The organism is Novosphingobium sp. 63-713 (assembly GCF_001898925.1).
GTDB lineage: Bacteria > Pseudomonadota > Alphaproteobacteria > Sphingomonadales > Sphingomonadaceae > Novosphingobium.
In genome coordinates, this window is record NZ_MKVS01000005.1 from 336,489 (window position 1) to 354,569 (window position 18,081).

General features: G+C 63.4%; 11 protein-coding genes. 8 read left to right on the forward strand and 3 right to left on the reverse strand.

All coding sequences use genetic code 11. From position 1 onward, the window contains the following. Positions 1-33: 33 nt before the first annotated feature. A complete protein-coding gene (locus tag BGP00_RS02510) occupies positions 34-2,985 on the reverse strand; it encodes a TonB-dependent receptor (RefSeq protein WP_292921610.1) in 2,952 nt (983 codons plus the stop codon). A gap of 303 nt (positions 2,986-3,288) precedes the next feature. Here BGP00_RS02510 and BGP00_RS02515 point away from each other — a divergent pair, with 303 nt between their 5' ends. Together BGP00_RS02515 and BGP00_RS02520 are read left to right on the forward strand one after the other, a co-directional pair. Continuing rightward, on the forward strand, positions 3,289-4,551 hold the full coding sequence (locus BGP00_RS02515) for an MFS transporter (protein WP_292925697.1): 1,263 nt from the start codon (positions 3,289-3,291) through the stop codon (positions 4,549-4,551). Continuing rightward, positions 4,548-6,212, forward strand: a complete 1,665-nt coding sequence (locus BGP00_RS02520) for a glycoside hydrolase family 43 protein (RefSeq protein ID WP_292921606.1) — start codon at positions 4,548-4,550, stop codon at positions 6,210-6,212. The genes BGP00_RS02515 and BGP00_RS02520 overlap by 4 nt, the downstream gene beginning before the upstream one ends. On the opposite strand, the gene BGP00_RS02525 is transcribed toward BGP00_RS02520, so the two are convergent. Beyond that, entirely contained in the window at positions 6,167-7,213 is a 1,047-nt protein-coding gene (locus BGP00_RS02525; protein WP_168601576.1) for a LacI family DNA-binding transcriptional regulator, read from the reverse strand. The two genes, BGP00_RS02520 and BGP00_RS02525, sit on opposite strands and share 46 nt — an antisense overlap. 81 nt (positions 7,214-7,294) lie before the next feature. Further along, positions 7,295-9,808, reverse strand: a complete 2,514-nt coding sequence (locus tag BGP00_RS02530; RefSeq protein ID WP_292921603.1) for a glycoside hydrolase family 9 protein — start codon at positions 9,806-9,808, stop codon at positions 7,295-7,297. A gap of 173 nt (positions 9,809-9,981) precedes the next feature. Here BGP00_RS02530 and BGP00_RS02535 point away from each other — a divergent pair, with 173 nt between their 5' ends. The 6 genes from BGP00_RS02535 to BGP00_RS02560 all read left to right on the forward strand — a co-directional run bounded on the left by BGP00_RS02535 (position 9,982) and on the right by BGP00_RS02560 (position 18,040). After that, a complete protein-coding gene (locus BGP00_RS02535) occupies positions 9,982-11,082 on the forward strand; it encodes a glycoside hydrolase family 43 protein (RefSeq protein WP_292921829.1) in 1,101 nt (366 codons plus the stop codon). 4 nt (positions 11,083-11,086) lie between these two features. Beyond that, positions 11,087-12,538 carry a xylulokinase gene (gene xylB, locus BGP00_RS02540; RefSeq protein ID WP_292921601.1) on the forward strand — a complete coding sequence of 484 codons (1,452 nt, stop codon included), beginning with the start codon at positions 11,087-11,089 and terminating at the stop codon, positions 12,536-12,538. Then, positions 12,538-13,845: a xylose isomerase gene (gene xylA, locus BGP00_RS02545; RefSeq protein WP_168601572.1), complete on the forward strand. Its 1,308-nt coding sequence runs from the start codon at positions 12,538-12,540 to the stop codon at positions 13,843-13,845. Before xylB ends, xylA begins: the two co-directional genes overlap by 1 nt. Before the next feature lie 262 nt (positions 13,846-14,107). Further along, positions 14,108-14,797 (forward strand): acetylxylan esterase, encoded by a 690-nt coding sequence (locus tag BGP00_RS02550; RefSeq protein WP_292921597.1) that lies wholly within the window; start codon positions 14,108-14,110, stop codon positions 14,795-14,797. Positions 14,798-14,841: 44 nt separating this feature from the next. After that, positions 14,842-16,284: a family 43 glycosylhydrolase gene (locus BGP00_RS02555; protein WP_292921595.1), complete on the forward strand. Its 1,443-nt coding sequence runs from the start codon at positions 14,842-14,844 to the stop codon at positions 16,282-16,284. A 61-nt stretch (positions 16,285-16,345) separates the two neighbouring features. After that, positions 16,346-18,040, forward strand: a complete 1,695-nt coding sequence (locus BGP00_RS02560) for a carboxylesterase family protein (protein WP_292921593.1) — start codon at positions 16,346-16,348, stop codon at positions 18,038-18,040. Positions 18,041-18,081: the final 41 nt, after the last annotated feature.

Here is an 18,081-nt window from a genome sequence, read left to right on the forward strand (position 1 = left end):
GAAGGGAGGAGGGGCAGGCCGGATATCGGATCGTCAGTATTTGAAACGCACGCCCGCGCGGAACACCCGCCCGATCTGGTCATAGAGCGCGGGATTGTTGAAGATGTAATTGCGCGCGGGCGAATGGTCGGTCACATTGTCCACCTTGAAATAGGCGGTGATCGCCTTGGTGATATTCACCGATCCGCCCAGATCCAGATAGAAGGCCCCGGCCATGAAATTCTGGTCGATGGTTGGGTTGTTGGCGGTCGAAACAGGGCAGCTGCCGGGGCTGCACACCACGTAATTGTTGGCAAAGGTGCCGTCGCTGAACCAGCGCTCCTGCACCATCAGCGAGAATTTCTCATTGTCATAGCTCTGCACCGCCAGCCATTTCCAATGCGGCGTGTTGCCCAGATTGGACCCGGCGCTGTCGATGGGGATGGTGCCCGGCAGGCCGGTGTCGGTGATATAGTTGATGACATGAGTGGCCAGCGCGCGCAGCGTGAAATTGCCCGGCAGGCCCAGCGGGTTGCGCCAGCGATAGCTGGCCTCAATGTCAAAGCCCTCGGTGCGGATCGAGGCGAGGTTGAAGGGCTGGACGTTGATGTAATTGCCGCCCGCCGGATTGTTCAAGTTAAACGAATTGCAGGTCTGGGGCAGCACGTTCTGATAGCAATATTGCACCATGTCATTGGCGCTGATCGAGGAAATGACGCCGTTGAGCTTGAGCTTGTAATAGTCGAACGAGATGTTGAGCCCCGGCATCCATGACGGATTGGCCAAAGCCACGCCAAAGGTGGTGTTGCGCGCGATTTCCGGCTTCAGGTTGGGATTGCCGACCACGCTCTGGATCACCAGCGTGGTCGTATTGTGGAAGGGGTCGAAGAAATTGGGCAGCGTGGTGGTGACGGGCGCAGCAAACATTTCCGACAGATTGGGCGCGCGCACATCGCGCGATGTCACCCCGCGCAGCCGCAGGCCATCGATGGGCAGATCCCATGTGCCGCCCACTTTCCACGCCGTGACCGTGCCCGATGTGCTGTAATTGGTGACGCGCACCGCGCCGTTCAAATTGGCATGGCCCATGGCGTCGGAATTGATGACCGGCAGATTGGCCTCGAAAAAGCCTTCCTTGACGCTGTAGGCCCCGCCGCCATTCTTGTAATTGCCCGCATACCAGTTGTTGCCCCCGGCGATCAGAACGGGGTCGGTCGGATAATTGCCCCCGCCGGGCGTATTGGCAAAGCCCGCGCCATAGGGATCGGCCACCACGCGATAGAATTCATGGCGGAATTCGCCGCCAAAGGCGATGGAAAGCGGCCCGGCCCACAGTTCCACCGGCGAGCCGGAGAAGCTGATGCTGGCCACGTCCTGCGTCTGACGGGTGCGCTGATAGGGGCCATATTGCGGCACGACATAGGCCAGAGCCGCCGCCGAGGGCTGTCCGCCCAGAATGTTGAGCGGTTGGCACCCATTGGCCCGCGCCACCGGATCGCGGCAGACAATCGCGCCATTCAGCGTGATCGCGTCAATCGCCTGATTGAAGCGCTGGGTGAGCAGAATGTTGCGCACATCGACATCGCTGTAATTGGTGCCGTGTTCGCCATAGATGTCGTATTTCCAGTCCTTGCCCGCCAGCGTAAAGGTCCCCTTGCCGCCCAGCACGAAACGGTACTGGCGCCGCTCGGTATAGACCTGCGAATTGCCCAGCGCGGCATTGCTGGTGCCGAAGGCGAAGCTGGTGATGCCGGCATTGGTGCAGGCATTTTGCACCAGGGCGGGCACAAAGGGGTTGGCGCACTGGATGGTCAGGCCCGGCTTGTTCATCCCGTTGACCGGCTGGTTATGGGTGTTCACCTTGCCGATATTGACGGTGAAATAGATCTCGTTGCGATTGTCGAGTTCAAAGCCCACCCGGCCATAGGTGTTCAGGCGCTCAATGCTGGATTGCAGCGAACGGCCCGTATCGACATTGCCCGAAAGATCGCCGCCCAGACAGTAGCCCGGATAGCAGCCCGCCACCGTGCCTGCCTTGTCATGCTGAGGCACACCGCCCGAACCGTATTGGAACTGGAACGGATTGCCGCGCGCGTCAAAGGCGATCCCCTGCAGCGGCCCCGCCGTGATCAGGCCATATTTGGTGAAAGAGATCGATTGGGCCAGATCGCGTACGATATATTGCGGCGACCCGTCATTCAGCACGCCCCGGTTGATCTGCGTCGTCTGGGCAAACCAGTTGCGGCCATTGGCCAGCCCGATGCCGAAATCACCGCCGCCGATGCCGGCCTCGTTGCTGTATTCCACGCTGCCGACCACATGCAGGCGGTCCTGCAGGAAGCTGCTGCCTCCGGCCAATTGCACCTGATATTGCGCATCATCGCCATAGGTGGTGATGCCGCCCAGCACATTGCCCTTCAGACCCTTGAAATGCGAATCGGTGATGAAATTAACGACGCCGCCGACCGCATCCGAACCATAGGAGGCCGATGCGCCGCCATTGACCACATCGACACGCTGGATCAGCAATTGCGGAAACAGGCTGATATCGGGAACGCCGGTGACATTGGCGCCCACCACGCGCTGTCCGTCCAGCAGGGTCAGCGTACGGATGGCCCCCACGCCGCGCAGCGAGAAGGAACTGAGCCCTTGCTGACCGCTCGAGGTGCTGAACGTGTTGACCTGCGTGCCGGTCGAGCCCTGAAGCGAGGGCAACTGCGCAATGGTGGTAAAGACATTGGGCTGGGCATTGGCGTTCAGACTGGCGGCATCGAGAATCGTGGTGGGCGTGGGCGCCTTGAAACCGCTGGCGGTGATGCGGGTGCCGGTGACGATGATCTCGCGGTCGCCTTTGGCCGCCCCGGGCGCCGAATCAGCAGGCGCAGCCGGAGCCGCCTGCTGTTGGGCCAAGGCCGCAACCGGCGACAGGCCGATGGTCAGCGCGGCCATGCGCAAGGCCGTGCCGCACAAGAGTGTATTGTGACGCTTCGCTCTTTTCAGGCTCATGTACCCCTCCAAGTCATTTATTTTTTTGCTGATGGATATTGGACGAACGTTTTTGCGCGGCGCCGCGAGGATGGATATTCCACCCTCTCTTGACACTCTGAGCTAGTTAACGTTAACATCATTCGTACCGCGCAAATTTATGGCTGTCAACCGGGCGAATTTTGCGTTGTATTTTGGAAAAATCTCTCGATAAGGGAAAGCGATATCGCCGGATAAAAGGCGGAAGCGAGGGGAATTGAGAAATTTTATGTTTACGTTATCAATCGACTTGCCCCCTCCATCGACAACCGGGCGGTGAAGGCCGTGATTCCCGCCCCGCCCCGCCAATCGGCATGGCGCAAAACGCGCTGGCTGGTGCTCGCCCTGTTTGTGGGCGCGATGATCATCAACTATCTCGCGCGTTCGGTCATGGGCGTGGCCGCCCCTGTCGTGCTGGCGCAGCAGGGCATATCCAATGCCCAATACGGATGGATCACCGGCGCCATGCAATTGGGCGTCATGCTGCAACCGATCGCGGGCTTTGTGCTGGACCGGCTGGGGCTGAAACTGGGCTTTGCGCTGTTTGCCGTCGGCTGGTCGGTCATCACGCTGGGCCATATGCTGGCGCGCGGCTGGTTCAGTTTTGCCGCGCTGCGCCTCGTTCTGGGCTTTGCCGAAGGTTCCGCCCAGCCTGCCGGGCAAAAGCTGGTGGCCGAATGGTTTCCCGCGCGCGAACGCGGCCTTGCGGGCGGCATCTACAATATCGGCGCCTCACTCGGCGCGGTGCTGGCGCCTCCGCTGGTGGCCTGGGCGGTCTATGCGGGGAGCTGGCGTCTCGCCTTCGCGGTGGCGGGGGCGCTGGGGCTGGTATGGTCGCTGCTCTGGCTGCGCTGGTATGCGCCGCTTGCCTGCCATCGCGGCGTCAGCGCGCAGGAACGCGCCACCATTGCCGAGGGGCAGGAAGAGCATCTGCAATCCGACGCACCGTCCGCCCCCATTCGCGTTCTTCTTACGCGCCGCAATCTGTGGGGCATCGCTCTGCCCCGTCTGCTGGCCGACCCGGTGTGGGGTATGCTCTCGCTGTGGCTGCCGCTTTATCTGGCGCGCGAGCGCGGGTTTGACATGGCCCATCTGGCGCTGTTCGGCTGGTTGCCTTTTCTGGCGGCGGATCTGGGCTGTCTTTTCGGCCCGGCGGTTGCGGCATGGCTTCAGCGGCGCAGCGTGGTGCTGATCGACGCGCGCCGCCTCACCTTTACGCTGGGCGCGCTGATGATGACGGGCATCGGTTTTGTCGGCCTTGTCGCCAATCCCTATGCGGCCGTGGCGCTGCTGTGCCTTGCCGGTTTCGCGCATCAGACGCTGTCGGTCACCATCATCACCATGGCCTCTGACCTCTTTCCCCGCAACGAGGTTGGCACGGTGGCCGGTTTTGCTGGTCTGTCGGCCAATCTGGGTGTGCTGATCTTTTCGCTCCTGCTGGGCAGTCTGGTTGACCGGCTCGGCTATTCCCCGTTTTTCGTGCTGCTTGGCTGCCTCGATCTGATTGGCGCCGGGCTGCTCTGGACCTTGGTACGCAAGCCATCATGAACAGTTTCGCCAATCCCATTTTGCGCGGTTTCAACCCCGATCCGTCCATCCTGCGCGTGGATCAGGATTTCTATATCGCCACCTCCACCTTCGAATGGTTTCCCGGCGTTCAAATCCACCACAGCCGCGATCTGGTCCACTGGCGCCTGGCCAGCCGCCCGCTTTCCCGCGCCAGCCAGCTCGACATGCGCGGCAATCCCGATTCCTGCGGCGTATGGGCGCCTGATCTGACCTATGCCGACGGGCGCTTCTGGCTGGTCTATACCGATGTGAAGCGCTACGGGCTGACCACGGTGAACGGGGCGCATGGTGCCTCGATGCGCGATTTTCACAATTATCTGGTCGTCGCGCCCAGCATCGATGGGCCATGGTCCGATCCGGTCCATCTCAACAGCAGCGGCTTTGATCCGGCGCTGTTCCATGACGATGACGGACGCTGCTGGCTGCTCAACATGCTGTGGGACCACCGGCCCGACCGGGGCCGTTTCGGCGGCATCGTGCTGCAGGAAGTGGACAAGGAAACCCTGCGCCTGAAAGGCGAGCGACGGCTGATCTATCGTGGCACAGAGCGCGGCTTTACCGAGGGGCCTCATCTCTACAAACGCGACGGCTGGTATCACCTGCTGGTGGCCGAGGGCGGCACGGGATGGAACCACGCGGTGGTCATGGCCCGCAGCCGCTCGATCGGCGGGCCGTATGAAACCCACCCTGACGGCGCGGTGCTGACGGCGGCGGGGCGGCAGGAAGGCGCGATTACCCGAGCGGGCCATGGCGATCTGGTCGAACTGGAGGATGGCAGCCCATGGCTGGCCTATCTCTGCGGACGGCCGCTGCCCGGACTGGCGCGTTGTCCGCTGGGGCGCGAAACGGCAATCCAGCCGATGCGCTGGGGCGAGGATGGCTGGCTGCGCAGCCTGACGCCCGGCGCGCAGCCGGACCCCAATCCGCCGCTCCCCCCCCTGCCGCCATGTCCCTGGCCGGAGCAGCCGTGGGACGGCCAGTTTGCTCCCGGCCCCCTGCCCGACGATCTGCAATGGCTGCGCAGCCCCGACAGCGGGCGCTTGTGGAGCCTCGATGCGCGTCCGAACTGGCTGCGGCTGTATGGCCGGGAATCGATCAAGAGCCATTTCGAGCAGGCGCTTGTCGCACGCCGCTTTCAGCATTTCCGCTTTACGGCCACGACCTGCATCGATTTCGATCCCGCCCATTTTCAGCAAAATGCCGGGCTGGTATGCTATTACAACAGCACGAAATTCCATTATCTCCATCTGACCCGCGATACGGGCGCGCGCGAATTGCGGATCATGTCGGCCATTCCCGGCATGGGCGCTCATGACAGTCTGGTCGCCTCCGAGTTGCCCGCCGGGCCGATCGAATTATGCGCCGAAGTGGACCACCAATGGCTGCGCTTTGGCTGGCGGGCCAAAGGGGCGGAGACATGGGAATGGGCGCCGCAAAAGCTGGATGTCAGCGTGCTTTCCGATGAGGTCTCGCTGCCCGGCTATCCCAATTTCACCGGTGCCTTTGTCGCCATGGCGTGTCAGGATCTCTCGGGCGCGGGGCGTCATGCCGATTTCGCCTGGTTCCGCTATGAGGCACAGGATGACGCGCCCGATCAGTCCGGCTCCGCCACCGAAATGCGCGCGGTGGAATCACGATAGACGATTGAATGATCGAGCACACAGTCGCTGACCGCGCCCGGCCGGAGCAGGGCCGGGCCGGCCTCCTGCGCCACATAGGCCAGCGCCTCGGCGGCCAGACGGCGCAGCGGCTGATGCACCGTGGTCAAGGTGGGCCACAGGGTGACGGCGGCGGCCGTATCGTCAAAGCCCACCACCGTCAGCGCGCCGGGCACGTCAATCTGGCGACGGTGGGCAACCGACACCACAGCGGCGGCCATATCGTCATTGCTGGCGAAAATGGCCGTGGGCGGCGATGGCGCGTCGAGCAGCAGTTCTCCTGCGGCAAGGCCCGAAGTATAGCTGAAATCACCCTGCGCCACCCGCACATCGACCCCGCCGATTTCGCGCACGGCGGCATAGAATCCGGCCATGCGCTCGGCGCTGGCGGCCTGATCGGGGTTGCCCAGAATAAAGCCCAGCCGGCGGTGGCCCAGATCGAGCAGGTGGCGCGTCATTTCATAGGCGGCGCGGTGATTGTCGATCCGAACACAGAGCGCATCCGAAATCTTGTAGGCCCCCACCGCCGCAATGGGCCGCCCCAACGGTTCGAGCACCGAGAGTATCCTGCGCGATTCGCCCAGCGGCGGGGCAAGGATAAAGCCCGAAAGCCCCGCCGCAGCGAATTGTTCGAGCGCCTCGGGCCCCGGCGCCTTGCCCGCCTCGCCCTTGAGCAGCGAGAGGCGGGCGCCGCGAATGGACGCCTCCTCGAAAATACCGGTCAGAAACTCGCTCATGAAGGCGGCGCTGGGGTTGGAATAGATCACCCCTACTTGCAGCTCGGTCGAAGTGACCAGACTGCGCGCGGCGACATTGGGCGTATAGGACAATTCCCGGATCGCCTTTTCCACCGCCTCGCGCGTTTCAGGCCGCACCCCTTCCCGGCCATTGATGACGCGCGAAACCGTCATCGCCGAAACACCGGCAAGGCGGGCAACGTCAATGATCGTGGCGCCTGCACCGGAGCGATCAGACCTTGCCATGCCAAACCTTTCTACCCGCTATCTGACAGGATCCTTTAAGTAAGGTTCAGCCTTTTTGAAAGCCATCTTGAGCGCCCCGTCCTATTCCTTCGCGCGCAGGCGGTCGGCGGCATTGACCAGTTCGATCCACGCCGCCCCTTCGGGCACGACATATTCATTCTCGCCCCAGAAAAACGGCCAGTCCTCGTGGTTTTCGGGAAAGTCGGGCTTGATGATGAGCACACCCGGCACCACGCCCCCCGCGATATAGGAAAAATCGGCCCGGTTGTTGCCATAGGCCACCTCCTTGGACACCGTGCCCACGCCCGAGACGAAGGAGATGTCCGAGCCGGGATGATGGCCGGTGATGAAGGCCACCCCCCGCCACACCGCATCGCGCCCGACGATTTCGGGAAAGGCCCCATGCAGCGCATCGGCCACCAGCGCATAGGCCATGACCGTGCTGGACCCGGCCCATCCCCCGGTGGTGATCGGCACACCAAAGGGATTGGCGCGGGCGATGCGGTCGCTCTCCTCTTTCCATTGGCGCACGGCAGGGATCATCGCCTGTCGATAGGCCGCGGGCATATAGGGCAGCGCCGCCACCGCCGTCTGCGCATTGGGGGCAAAGGCCTTGGCCACCTTGGGCCACAGTTCCATCACGGCATCGGCATAGGCTTTCGCGCGCGTGGTCTTGAGCAATTCGACCGCGGCGGCAAATTTTTCCCAATCCAGCGGGCCGCCCGTGGTGTTGCCATGCGAAAAGAGATCGGGCGCGTGGGACTGCTCCTCCTGCCAGACGCGCTGGGCCGTGGCCAAAGCCTTGGCCGAAAGCGCATCATCCTGCCCCTTGAGCACCCTGCCGGCCGCCGCCAGCGCGGCAATCGAACCATAGTTGAGCGCCGAAACCTTGCTGGTAAAGGCCCAGCGATCATCGGGCGTTCCGCTGCGCCCGTCGCGGATTTCGCCGGGTTTGAGCGCCGGATCATAGGGCAGACCATCGGTCTTGTTCACCGCATCGCCCAGATGCGTGTATTGCGCCACATCGGGCTCGACAATGCCGTGGATCGCATGGCCCACCGCATCGAACTGGGCCAGCAATTGCAGCGTGCCATGGGCCACCTGCTGCACCACATCGGGCATGCCGTCGGGCACATGGATCTCGACATGGCGCCGCGTCTCGTCCACGCTGACCGTGTCGCGATCCAGCCCGAAACGCTCGCGCGCGGCGGCCAGCGAGCGCACCACCTGATATTGCGACTGGGTGCGGATGTCGAAATCGCCCGCATCGAACCATCCGCCCACATTCAGACCCGGAATGGGCTGGCCCGGCTGAAAAGGCGTGTCGGTGGTCGGCCCCTGACGATAAAGGTCGATATGTTCGTGATTGACCGGGGCCTGCCGCGCATCATCGCGATGGGAATCGCCATGCCACACGCGATAGGCCTCGTTCACCGAGACATGATCCATCGCCACCGGGAAATAGACATCATTGGTGGCATGCCAGGCATCGGCATAGACATCATCGGCAATACGGAAAGGCGCGGTGCGCACATCGCCATATTCGAGTTGATAAAGGCCCGGCTGCTTCACATCGCTGAAGTCCATCTGCAGATAGTGATAGCGCAGATAATCGCCCCATTCGCGTGGCTGCTCGGACCGAACGGTGGTTGGTGCGCCATCCGCGCCAATACGCAGCAGGCGCAGCGGCAGGCGGCGTTTGTCATTGGCATCCAATTCCACCGTGGCCAGTTTGGAGGCCGCAGGCGCATAGCCGAGCTGCGAATGGGCGATCACCGGGCGGCGCAGCCATCCGGGGCTGGTCTGGGGCCGGATGGTCCATGTCAGCACCGTTCCGCTCTTGCCCGCAGGCAGCAGCGAGCGCAGCACGAACCAGCCGTTCTGCGCCTGATTGCGGCCGTCATAGAGCATGATGGGCGCATCGCCCGTGATCCTCACTCGCCGCGCCGGATCTTCGGGCGCAAGGACAAAATCATGCCCACCGGCCATAGGCAGGGGCTCGGCCCCCGGCCCTTCGCTGCGCCCGCTGGCGGCATTGCGTTGGTCGGTGCGCACCATGGCGCCGACGGGATGCAGCGGAAAACTGCCCGCCACACCATCGGCCATAAAGGCGTGGTGGAAATAGGCCGAGGGCAGGAATTCCAGATTGAACCCCGCCTTGCCCACCAGAGCATCGGGAACCGGGCGGTCGAGCAGGATGCTGACCACCACGCCGTCGCCCTGCTGCTGCGCGCGGATCGTATAGGCCCAATCGTAATCGGCATAGCGCAGGCGCGTTTCGATCACGCCCGCCGCGCGGTCCACCTTGCGCGTGACCATGGCGCCGATCGGGTCCCACTGGCCGGGCGTTGCCGAAAGGCGCACATCGCCGTTGGTGGCATTGCGCAGGCCCTGCTGGATGATCTCGATGCCGCTGATCTTGGAATCGGCAAACAGCCCGTCATACCAATTGGAAAAGGCCAGCACATTGACCCCCGCCGCCTCGTAATAGCCTTTCCCGCCCAAGGTCAGGGCATCGGGCGCATTTTGCGCCCATGCCGGGGCGGCGGCGGCCAACAGACCAAGGCAAAACAGCAATCTGGACTTTCCGGGCATGGCTCTCTCCAATGTTTGCGCTATCATTTATCAAAGGAAAATCGCGCAGTCCACCGCCTCTCCCTGCAAATTAGTCTGCGTCGAATGGCGATTTGCGATTGATGAGACAGAGCGATAGCGCTATCAAAGATTCATCGTGATGGCCCGCCTCAAGAGGACCACAGCAAATGAGGATGTCGAACGTGAAGGGAAAGATCTCCACCCTTGGCGCTGCTGCCGTGCTGGCCGCGCTTCTGCCTGCCCACGCCTTTGGCGAGGCCACCGCCCCGGCCGCCGGTTTTCGCGATCAGCCGCTGGTGACCAGCATCTATACCGCCGATCCTTCGGCCCATGTCTTTGGCGGCAAGATCTATGTCTATCCCTCGCATGACATTCCCACGCCCATTCCCGACGATGATCTGGGCAACCAATATGCGATGCGCGACTATCGCGTGCTGCGCATGGACCGTATCGGCGGCAAGGTAACGATCGGCCCGGTGGCGCTGGACGTAAAGAATGTGCCGTGGGCCAGCCAGCAGATGTGGGCGCCCGATGCGGCCTATAAGAACGGCACCTATTACCTCTACTTCCCCGCGCGCGACAAGGCCAAGGACAAGAACGGCCTGGGCACCTTCCGCATTGGCGTTGCCACATCGAAAAACCCGATGGGGCCGTTCAAGGCCGAACCGAAACCCATCGCGGGCAGCTATTCGATGGACCCGGCCGTCTTCACCGACACTGACGGCAAGAGCTATATGTATTTCGGCGGCATCTGGGGCGGCCAGCTTCAGCGCTGGGCCGGCGGCAAGTTCGACCCCAACGGTTCGGACACCGACCTTGGCCGGAATGACCAGCCCGCCCTGTCGGGCAAGGTGGCGCGCATGGGCGCCGACATGAAAAGCTTTGCCGAAAAGCCGCGCGATGCGGTGATCCTGGACGAAAACGGCAAGCCGGTCCTGACCGGCGACCATGAGCGGCGCTTCTTTGAGGCGTCATGGATGTTCACGCGCGGCGGCAAATATTACTATACCTATTCGACCGGCGACACGCATTTCCTGAACTATGCGATCGGCGACAACCCTTATGGCCCGTTCAAATATACCGGCCATATCCTGAAGCCGGTTCAGGGCTGGACCACCCATCATTCGATCCTTCAGGCCGATGGCAAATGGTGGCTGTTCTATGCCGACACCCAGCTTTCGAACAAAAACCACCTGCGCAATGTGAAAGTGACGGAGCTGACCTTCAACCCCGATGGCACGATCCAGACCATCGATCCGCTGCAGGCGCGCTGATCCCATGTTTATGGGCATAGATATCGGCACCAGCGGCGTTAAGGCCGTGGTGACCGCCAGCGACGGGCGCGTCCTTTCGCAATGCAGCGCGGCGCTCTCGGTTTCCCGGCCGCAGGAATTGTGGTCGGAGCAAGCGCCCGATGACTGGGTGGATGCAACCCATCGCGCCGTGCTGGGTCTGGACGCGGACCTGCGCCGGGCGGTGGCGGCCATCGGCCTTGCAGGGCAAATGCATGGCGCCACCCTGCTGGGCGCGGATGACCGCCCCTTGCGCCCCGCGATCCTGTGGAACGATGGGCGCAGCCATGCGCAATGCGCCGCGCTGGAGGCCGCCGAGCCGCAAAGCCGCGCCATCACCGGCAATATCGCCATGCCCGGCTTTACCGCGCCCAAGCTGCTCTGGGTGCGCGATCATGAGCCGGAAGTGTTTGCCGCCACCAAAACGGTGCTGCTGCCCAAGGATTATGTCCGCCTTGCCCTGACCGGCGAAAAGGCCAGCGACATGTCGGATGCGGCAGGAACGCTGTGGGTCGATGTGGCGCGGCGCACGTGGTCCGAGGCCATGCTGGCGGCGACCGGGCTGACGCTCGACCATATGCCCCGCCTTTATGAAGGGCCGCAGATCACCGGCCACCTTCGCGCCGAAGTGGCCGCGCAATGGGGCATGGAGGCCGTGCCCGTGGTGGCGGGCGCGGGCGACAATGCCGCAGGCGCCTTGGGCGTGGGCGTGACGGGCGAAGGGCAAGGCATGCTCTCGCTCGGCACATCGGGCGTGATCTTTGTGGCGGGCGATGCGTTCCGCCCCAATCCGGCGCGCGCGGTTCATGCCTTTTGCCATGCCCTGCCCGGCGTGTGGCATCAGATGAGCGTGCATCTTTCGGCCGCCTCCTGCATCGATTGGGCGGCATCGGCCTGTCAGGTGCCCGGCCCGGCGGAATTCTTCGCCCTGGCCGAAAGCACGGGGCCATGCGCAGGGCCGGAACTGTTCCTGCCCTATCTTTCGGGCGAACGCACGCCGCATAATGACCCGCATCTGCGCGCGGGCTTTGTCGGGCTGAGCCATGAGACCACCACCGCCCGCCTTGCCGCCGCCGTGCTGGAGGGCGTGGCTTTTGCCCATGCCGACGGCATCGACGCCCTGCGCGAGGCTGGCACGCATATCGAGGAACTGGCCGTGATCGGCGGCGGTTCGCGCTCGCTCTATTGGGGCCATATTCTGGCCAGTGTGCTGGGCGTGCGGCTGCTCTATCTCGAAGGCGGCGAAGTCGGCCCGGCGCTGGGCGCGGCGCGTCTGGCCCAACTGGGAATGGGCGGCGATCCGGCCGCCATCTGCACCCGCCCTCCGATCCGTGCCACCATCGAGCCGGACCTCGATCTGGCCGCCCGCCTTGCCCCCAAACGCGAAAGCTTTCAGCGCGCCACATGGGCGCTGCGCCAACTTCAGGAGAGATTTTGATGTCTGCCGCCTATTTCGCCGAATTTGACACGGTCCGCTATGAAGGCCCCGATGCCGCCAGCGATCTGGCCTACCGTTGGTATGACAAAGACCGCATGGTCTTTGGCAAGCGGATGGAAGACTATCTGCGCTTTGCGGTCTGTTTCTGGCACACCTTCTGCTGGCCGGGCAGCGATGTGTTCGGCGCGGGCACGTTCAACCGCCCATGGTTGCAGGGTCCGCAGGATGAGGCCGCCGCCCGCGCCAAGCGTGAGGCTGCACTCGCCTTTGTCGAAAAGCTCGACCTGCCGTTTTATTGCTTCCATGATGTGGACGTGATGGCCCCTGCCGAAAGCATCGGCGATTTCCGCAAGAGCTTTGCTCTGGCCGTCGACCATCTGGAGGAGCTTCAGGCCAAGCATGGCCGCAAGCTGCTGTGGGGCACGGCCAATCTGTTCAGCCACCCGCGCTATCTGGCGGGCGCCGCCACTTCCCCGCGCCCCGAAGTCTATGCTTGGGCCGCCAGCCAGGTCCGCGATGCGCTGGAGGCCACCCATCGTCTGGGCGGCGCGAATTACGTGCTGTGGGGCGGGCGCGAAGGCTATGACACGATCCTCAACACCAATCTGGCGGTGGAGCAGGAGAATTTCGGCCGCTTCCTGCAATTGGTGGTCGAACACAAGCACAAGATTGGTTTCACCGGCACGATCCTGATCGAGCCCAAGCCGCATGAGCCGACCAAGCACCAGTATGATTTCGACACCCAGACCGTGTACGGCTTCCTCAAGCGCTTTGGTCTTGAAGGCGAGGTGAAGGTCAATATCGAGGCCAACCACGCCACGCTTTCAGGTCACACGTTCGAGCATGAAATCGCCATGGCGGGCGCGCTGGGCATCCTTGGCTCGATCGACGCCAATCGCGGCGATCCGCAGAATGGCTGGGACACGGACCAGTTCCCCAATTCTGTCGAGGAACTGACGCTGGCCTGTATCGAGATCGAGCGCGCGGGCGGCTTCACCACCGGCGGCTTCAATTTCGACGCCAAGGTGCGCCGCCAGTCGGTGGATGCGGCGGACCTGCTGCACGGCCATGTCGGCGGGGTGGATGTCATCGCCCGCTCGCTGCTGCGCGCCGAGGCGATCATCAGGGACGGCCGCCTCGATGCCTTCCGCGATGAACGCTATGCCGGTTGGAGCAGCGATCTGGGCAAGAATATCAAGGGGGGCGATCTGGCCTCGATTGCCGATATGGCCGTGGTGAACAATCTGGCGCCCCAACCTGTTTCCGGGCGGCAGGAATGGCTGGAAAACCTGATCAACCGCTTCTGATCGGGCTGTTTGTCATCTCCGGGGGAAAGGGGGCCTGCCGCTTCCCTTCCCCCAACCATGATCCGGACGAGCCACTCAGATATCATCAGACTATTTAAATACTCTGGACTGTCGGCTATCGCGACTGAATATCCCATATTTCAAGCCATAATATTTCAATAGCCATCAGAATTCCACTTTTGAACGCATAAAATGATAGCGCAAACATCGATTCTCTGGCATTTAATCAGACCAATAAAAGAGCCTTTCCCAGAGGATTGCCATGAAACGAATATCCTGCGCCGCCGCATTTGCGGCCTCGCTGCTGCTTGCCCCACTCTGCGCCCGCGCCGCCCCGGATACAGCCTCGCTTGCCCCCTATTTCGCACCCGTCACCACCCCTTCGGCCAGCCCCGATCAGGACGGTTTCCTGCGCCGCTGGCTGGTGCTGGAGCCGATTGCCAAGCCCAACCGCAGCAATCAGGGCTTTACCAGCGCCTATGTCCGCGACGCCTTTGCCAAGGCCGCACTGCCCGGCGGCGCGACCGCCTTCCCCCGCGATGGGCAAACGGTGCGCGTGGATGGGCAAAGCCTGCAATGGCATGCGCTGGATGCGGGCCTGTTTGACGCCAAACTGTTCTATCTGGCCCAGGGGCTGGGCAAACCGACCTATGGTGTGATCTTCTGGGTCACCACCATCGTCGAAAGCGACCGCGAGATCGCCGACGCGCATCTGGCGGTAGGGTCGAATTCGGCCTCCATGTGGTGGCTGAACGGCGCGGAGACCACCGCTCTGTTCGGCGACCGGCGGATGGTGATGGATGATGCCGTCTCGCCGCATGTCACGCTGCATAAAGGGCGCAATATCCTGCGCGGCGCGATCATCAACGGGCCCGGGCTCAGCGATTTCTGCGCCCGCTTTGTCGATGATGCGGGTCGCCCGATCACTGATCTGCGTATCACGACGCGCTGAAGCTTCAACCGCTGATCGCACCCTTTTCTCACGGAATGATCGTCATGAAGAAACACCTGATCCCCGCGCTCTGCCTTGCAGCGCTGGCCGCGGGCGGCGCCAAGGCCCAGCTTGAGGGCGAACCCTTTATCCACGACCCTTCGACCATCGCCTTTTCGGACGGCCAGTATTACACTTTCGGCACCGGAGAAGGCGGGCTGGTGTCGGCCGATGGCTGGACATGGCACAAGGGCGGCGTGCGCCCCGGCGGCGGCGTTGCGCCCGACACGATCAAAATCGGCGATCGCTATTACGTCGCCTATGCCGTGGGCGGCGGCGGTATGAACGGCGGCCATGCCAGCAACGTCAAAGTGATGTGGACCAAATCGCTCGATCCCAAATCGCCCGATTTTGCCTATCACGACGTGGGCATCGTCGCCTCCAGCGACGGCAAGGAACCGTGCGATGCCATCGACCCGGCCTTCCTCTATGCCGACGGCCATCTCTGGCTCAGCTACGGCACCTATTTCGGCTATATCCGCATGGTCGAACTCGACCCCGCCACCGGCCAGCGCGTCGCGGGCAACCAGCCGGTGGACATTGCCATCGACCTTGAAGCCACCGCGCTGATGCATCGCGACGGCTGGTATTATCTGCTCGGCACGCAGGGCACCTGCTGCGACGGGCCGAATTCAACCTATAACATCCGCGTGGGCCGCTCGCGCAATCCGCTGGGTCCCTATGTCGACAATTTCGGCGTGCCCATGCTGAAGGGCGGGGGCAAGCTGGTGTGGGGGGCGCATGGGCGGGGCCTTGGCGCGGGCCATTTCGGTCTGATCGATCTGGGCGACGGGGTGGAGAAATTCTCCTTCCATTGGGAAGCCGACATGGACCGCTCAGGGCGCAGCGTGCTGGCCATCCTGCCGCTGACCTGGAGGAATGGCTGGCCGTTGGGTCAGCAAAACCTGCGCTCCGGCACTTATGAGATCCAGTCCGAACGCGGCGGCGCGCTGGAACTGGCGGTGGACGAGGTGCGCCTGCCCTTCGATTTCCGCAAAAGCTGGTTCCGCAACCCCGCCGACGGGCCGGACAAGCCGCTGCCCGATCAGACGCTGGAGGAAAACAGCAAGGTCTGGCCCAAGGGACCCATCGCGGTGGACATGGGCGATTATATGGTCCGCCCGCATCAGCATTGGACCATCAGCCCGGCGCCCGGCGCAGGCGGCTATATGGGCGCGCCCTATGTGAAGATCACGATTGCCGGGACCGAGCGCGCACTGGCCGCGACGCCTGCGGGCGAGGTCGTCACCGTGCCCGCTTTCACCGGCGCGCCCGAACAGCTCTGGCGCATCGACCAGCTTTCCGACGGCACCTATCGCATCATTCCGCGCAGCACGCCCGATCCGCGTGCGCCGCTGGCGCTGGCCGCCGTGGGGCGCACCACCGCCCGTCTGGTGCGATTTTCACCCGAGAGCGATGCGGCGCGCTGGACCTTCCGCCTGCCCTGAAATCCGCAAGAGGCCGCGAGACAGAATGGCCCGACCAGAGAGCCCGACCAGAGAGGATGTCATGACCAAAACCGCATCAGACAGCATCATCACCGACCGGCGCGGCGCGCTCGCCGCAGCCGGGATTGGGATCAGCCTTGCCGCCTCGCCGGCTCTGGCCAAACCGGGGGCCAAACCGGCAGCTAAAGCCCCCGCCATCCACACAAGCGATTGTTCCACGCCGCATTCCGCCATTGTTCCCACCCGCTATGGCAAGGTGCGCGGCTATGTCAGCGACGGCGTGTTCACCTTCAAGGGCGTGCCCTATGGCGACACCACCGCCGGGGCCAACCGCTGGCTGCGGCCCCAGCCGCCCAAGGCATGGGAAGGGGAATATCCCGCCCTTGCCTATGGCGCCAATTGCCCGCAGACGCTGCACAGTTTCCGCGCCATCGAGCATACGTTCATCCAGCAATGGACCGACGGCTTCCTGGGCGAGGACATGCTCAAGCTCAACATCTGGACCGGATCGCTGTCGGGGTCGAAACCGGTGATGGTTTATCTGCACGGCGGGGGATTTTCCTTCGGCTCCTCCTATGAACTGGCCTCGCATGATGGGGCGCAGATGGCGCGGCATCACGATGTGGTGCAGGTGTCGGTCAACCACCGGCTCAATGTGCTGGGCTTCCTCGATCTGGCCGAATTTGGCGGCGAGACTTATGCCGATTCCGTCAATGTCAGCATGCTCGATCTGGTCTTTGCGCTGGAATGGGTGCGCGACAATATCCGCGCCTTTGGCGGCGACCCGGACCGGGTGACGATCTATGGCCAGTCTGGCGGCGGATCGAAAGTGACCACACTGATGGGCATGCCTGCGGCCAAGGGGCTGTTTCACCGCGCCATCGTGCAATCGGGCGGCGGGGGCAATATCCCGTCCGCCGAGCAGTCGCGCGATTTCTCGCGTCAGGTTTTGCGCGAACTGGGCGTGGCGCAGGGAGACATGGCGGCCCTGCAGAAGATGGAATGGCAAAGGCTGTTCGAGGCGGGAAATAGCGTTGCGACGCGGATCAATGGGCCGATGCGTCCCTCCGTCCTCCAACCGGGCGGCAGCGCCAGCCCGACCCCGCGCGTGGGCTGGGCGCCGACGATGGACATGCGCAATATCACCTGCCGCTCGTTTCACGATGTGGCCCCGCCCGCCGCGCGCGACATCCCCGTCATCATCGGCAATGTCAGCGAGGAAGGCACCAGCCTGGGCCGCAACCCCAGCGAGGCCGAATGGCGCGCGCAACTGGCCGAAGCGCTGGGCGGGGCCAAGGCCGATGCGTTGATCGCGGCGATGAAAAAGGCGCATCCGGAAAAGGCGATACGCACCCTCTCCTATGGGGTGGGCGGCCTGTCGGGGCGCAACAATGTCAACCGCATGGTCAAGCTGCGCCATGATGCGGGCGGGGCGCCGGCCTATCAATATCTGTTCCAATGGCAGACGCCGATCCTCGACGGCATTCCGGGCGCATGGCATACCGCCGAACTGGCCTTTTGCTTCGACAACACCAAAATCTGCGATCAGGCCACCGGCAACACGCCCGAGGCCCAGGCCATCGCCCGCAATATGGCCGGGGCATGGGCCGCCTTTGCCCATACCGGCAAGCCCGATCAGGCAGGTCTGGCATGGGGGCCCAGCGATCCGGTGCATTGCCAGACCATGGTGTTTGACACCCGATGCCGGATGGAAAACGACCCCGAAGGCGCGGTGCGCCGCCTCCTCCTGACCTGACGCCCAATGGGGCGCGACTGGACAAAGGCGCGAAAACCGCC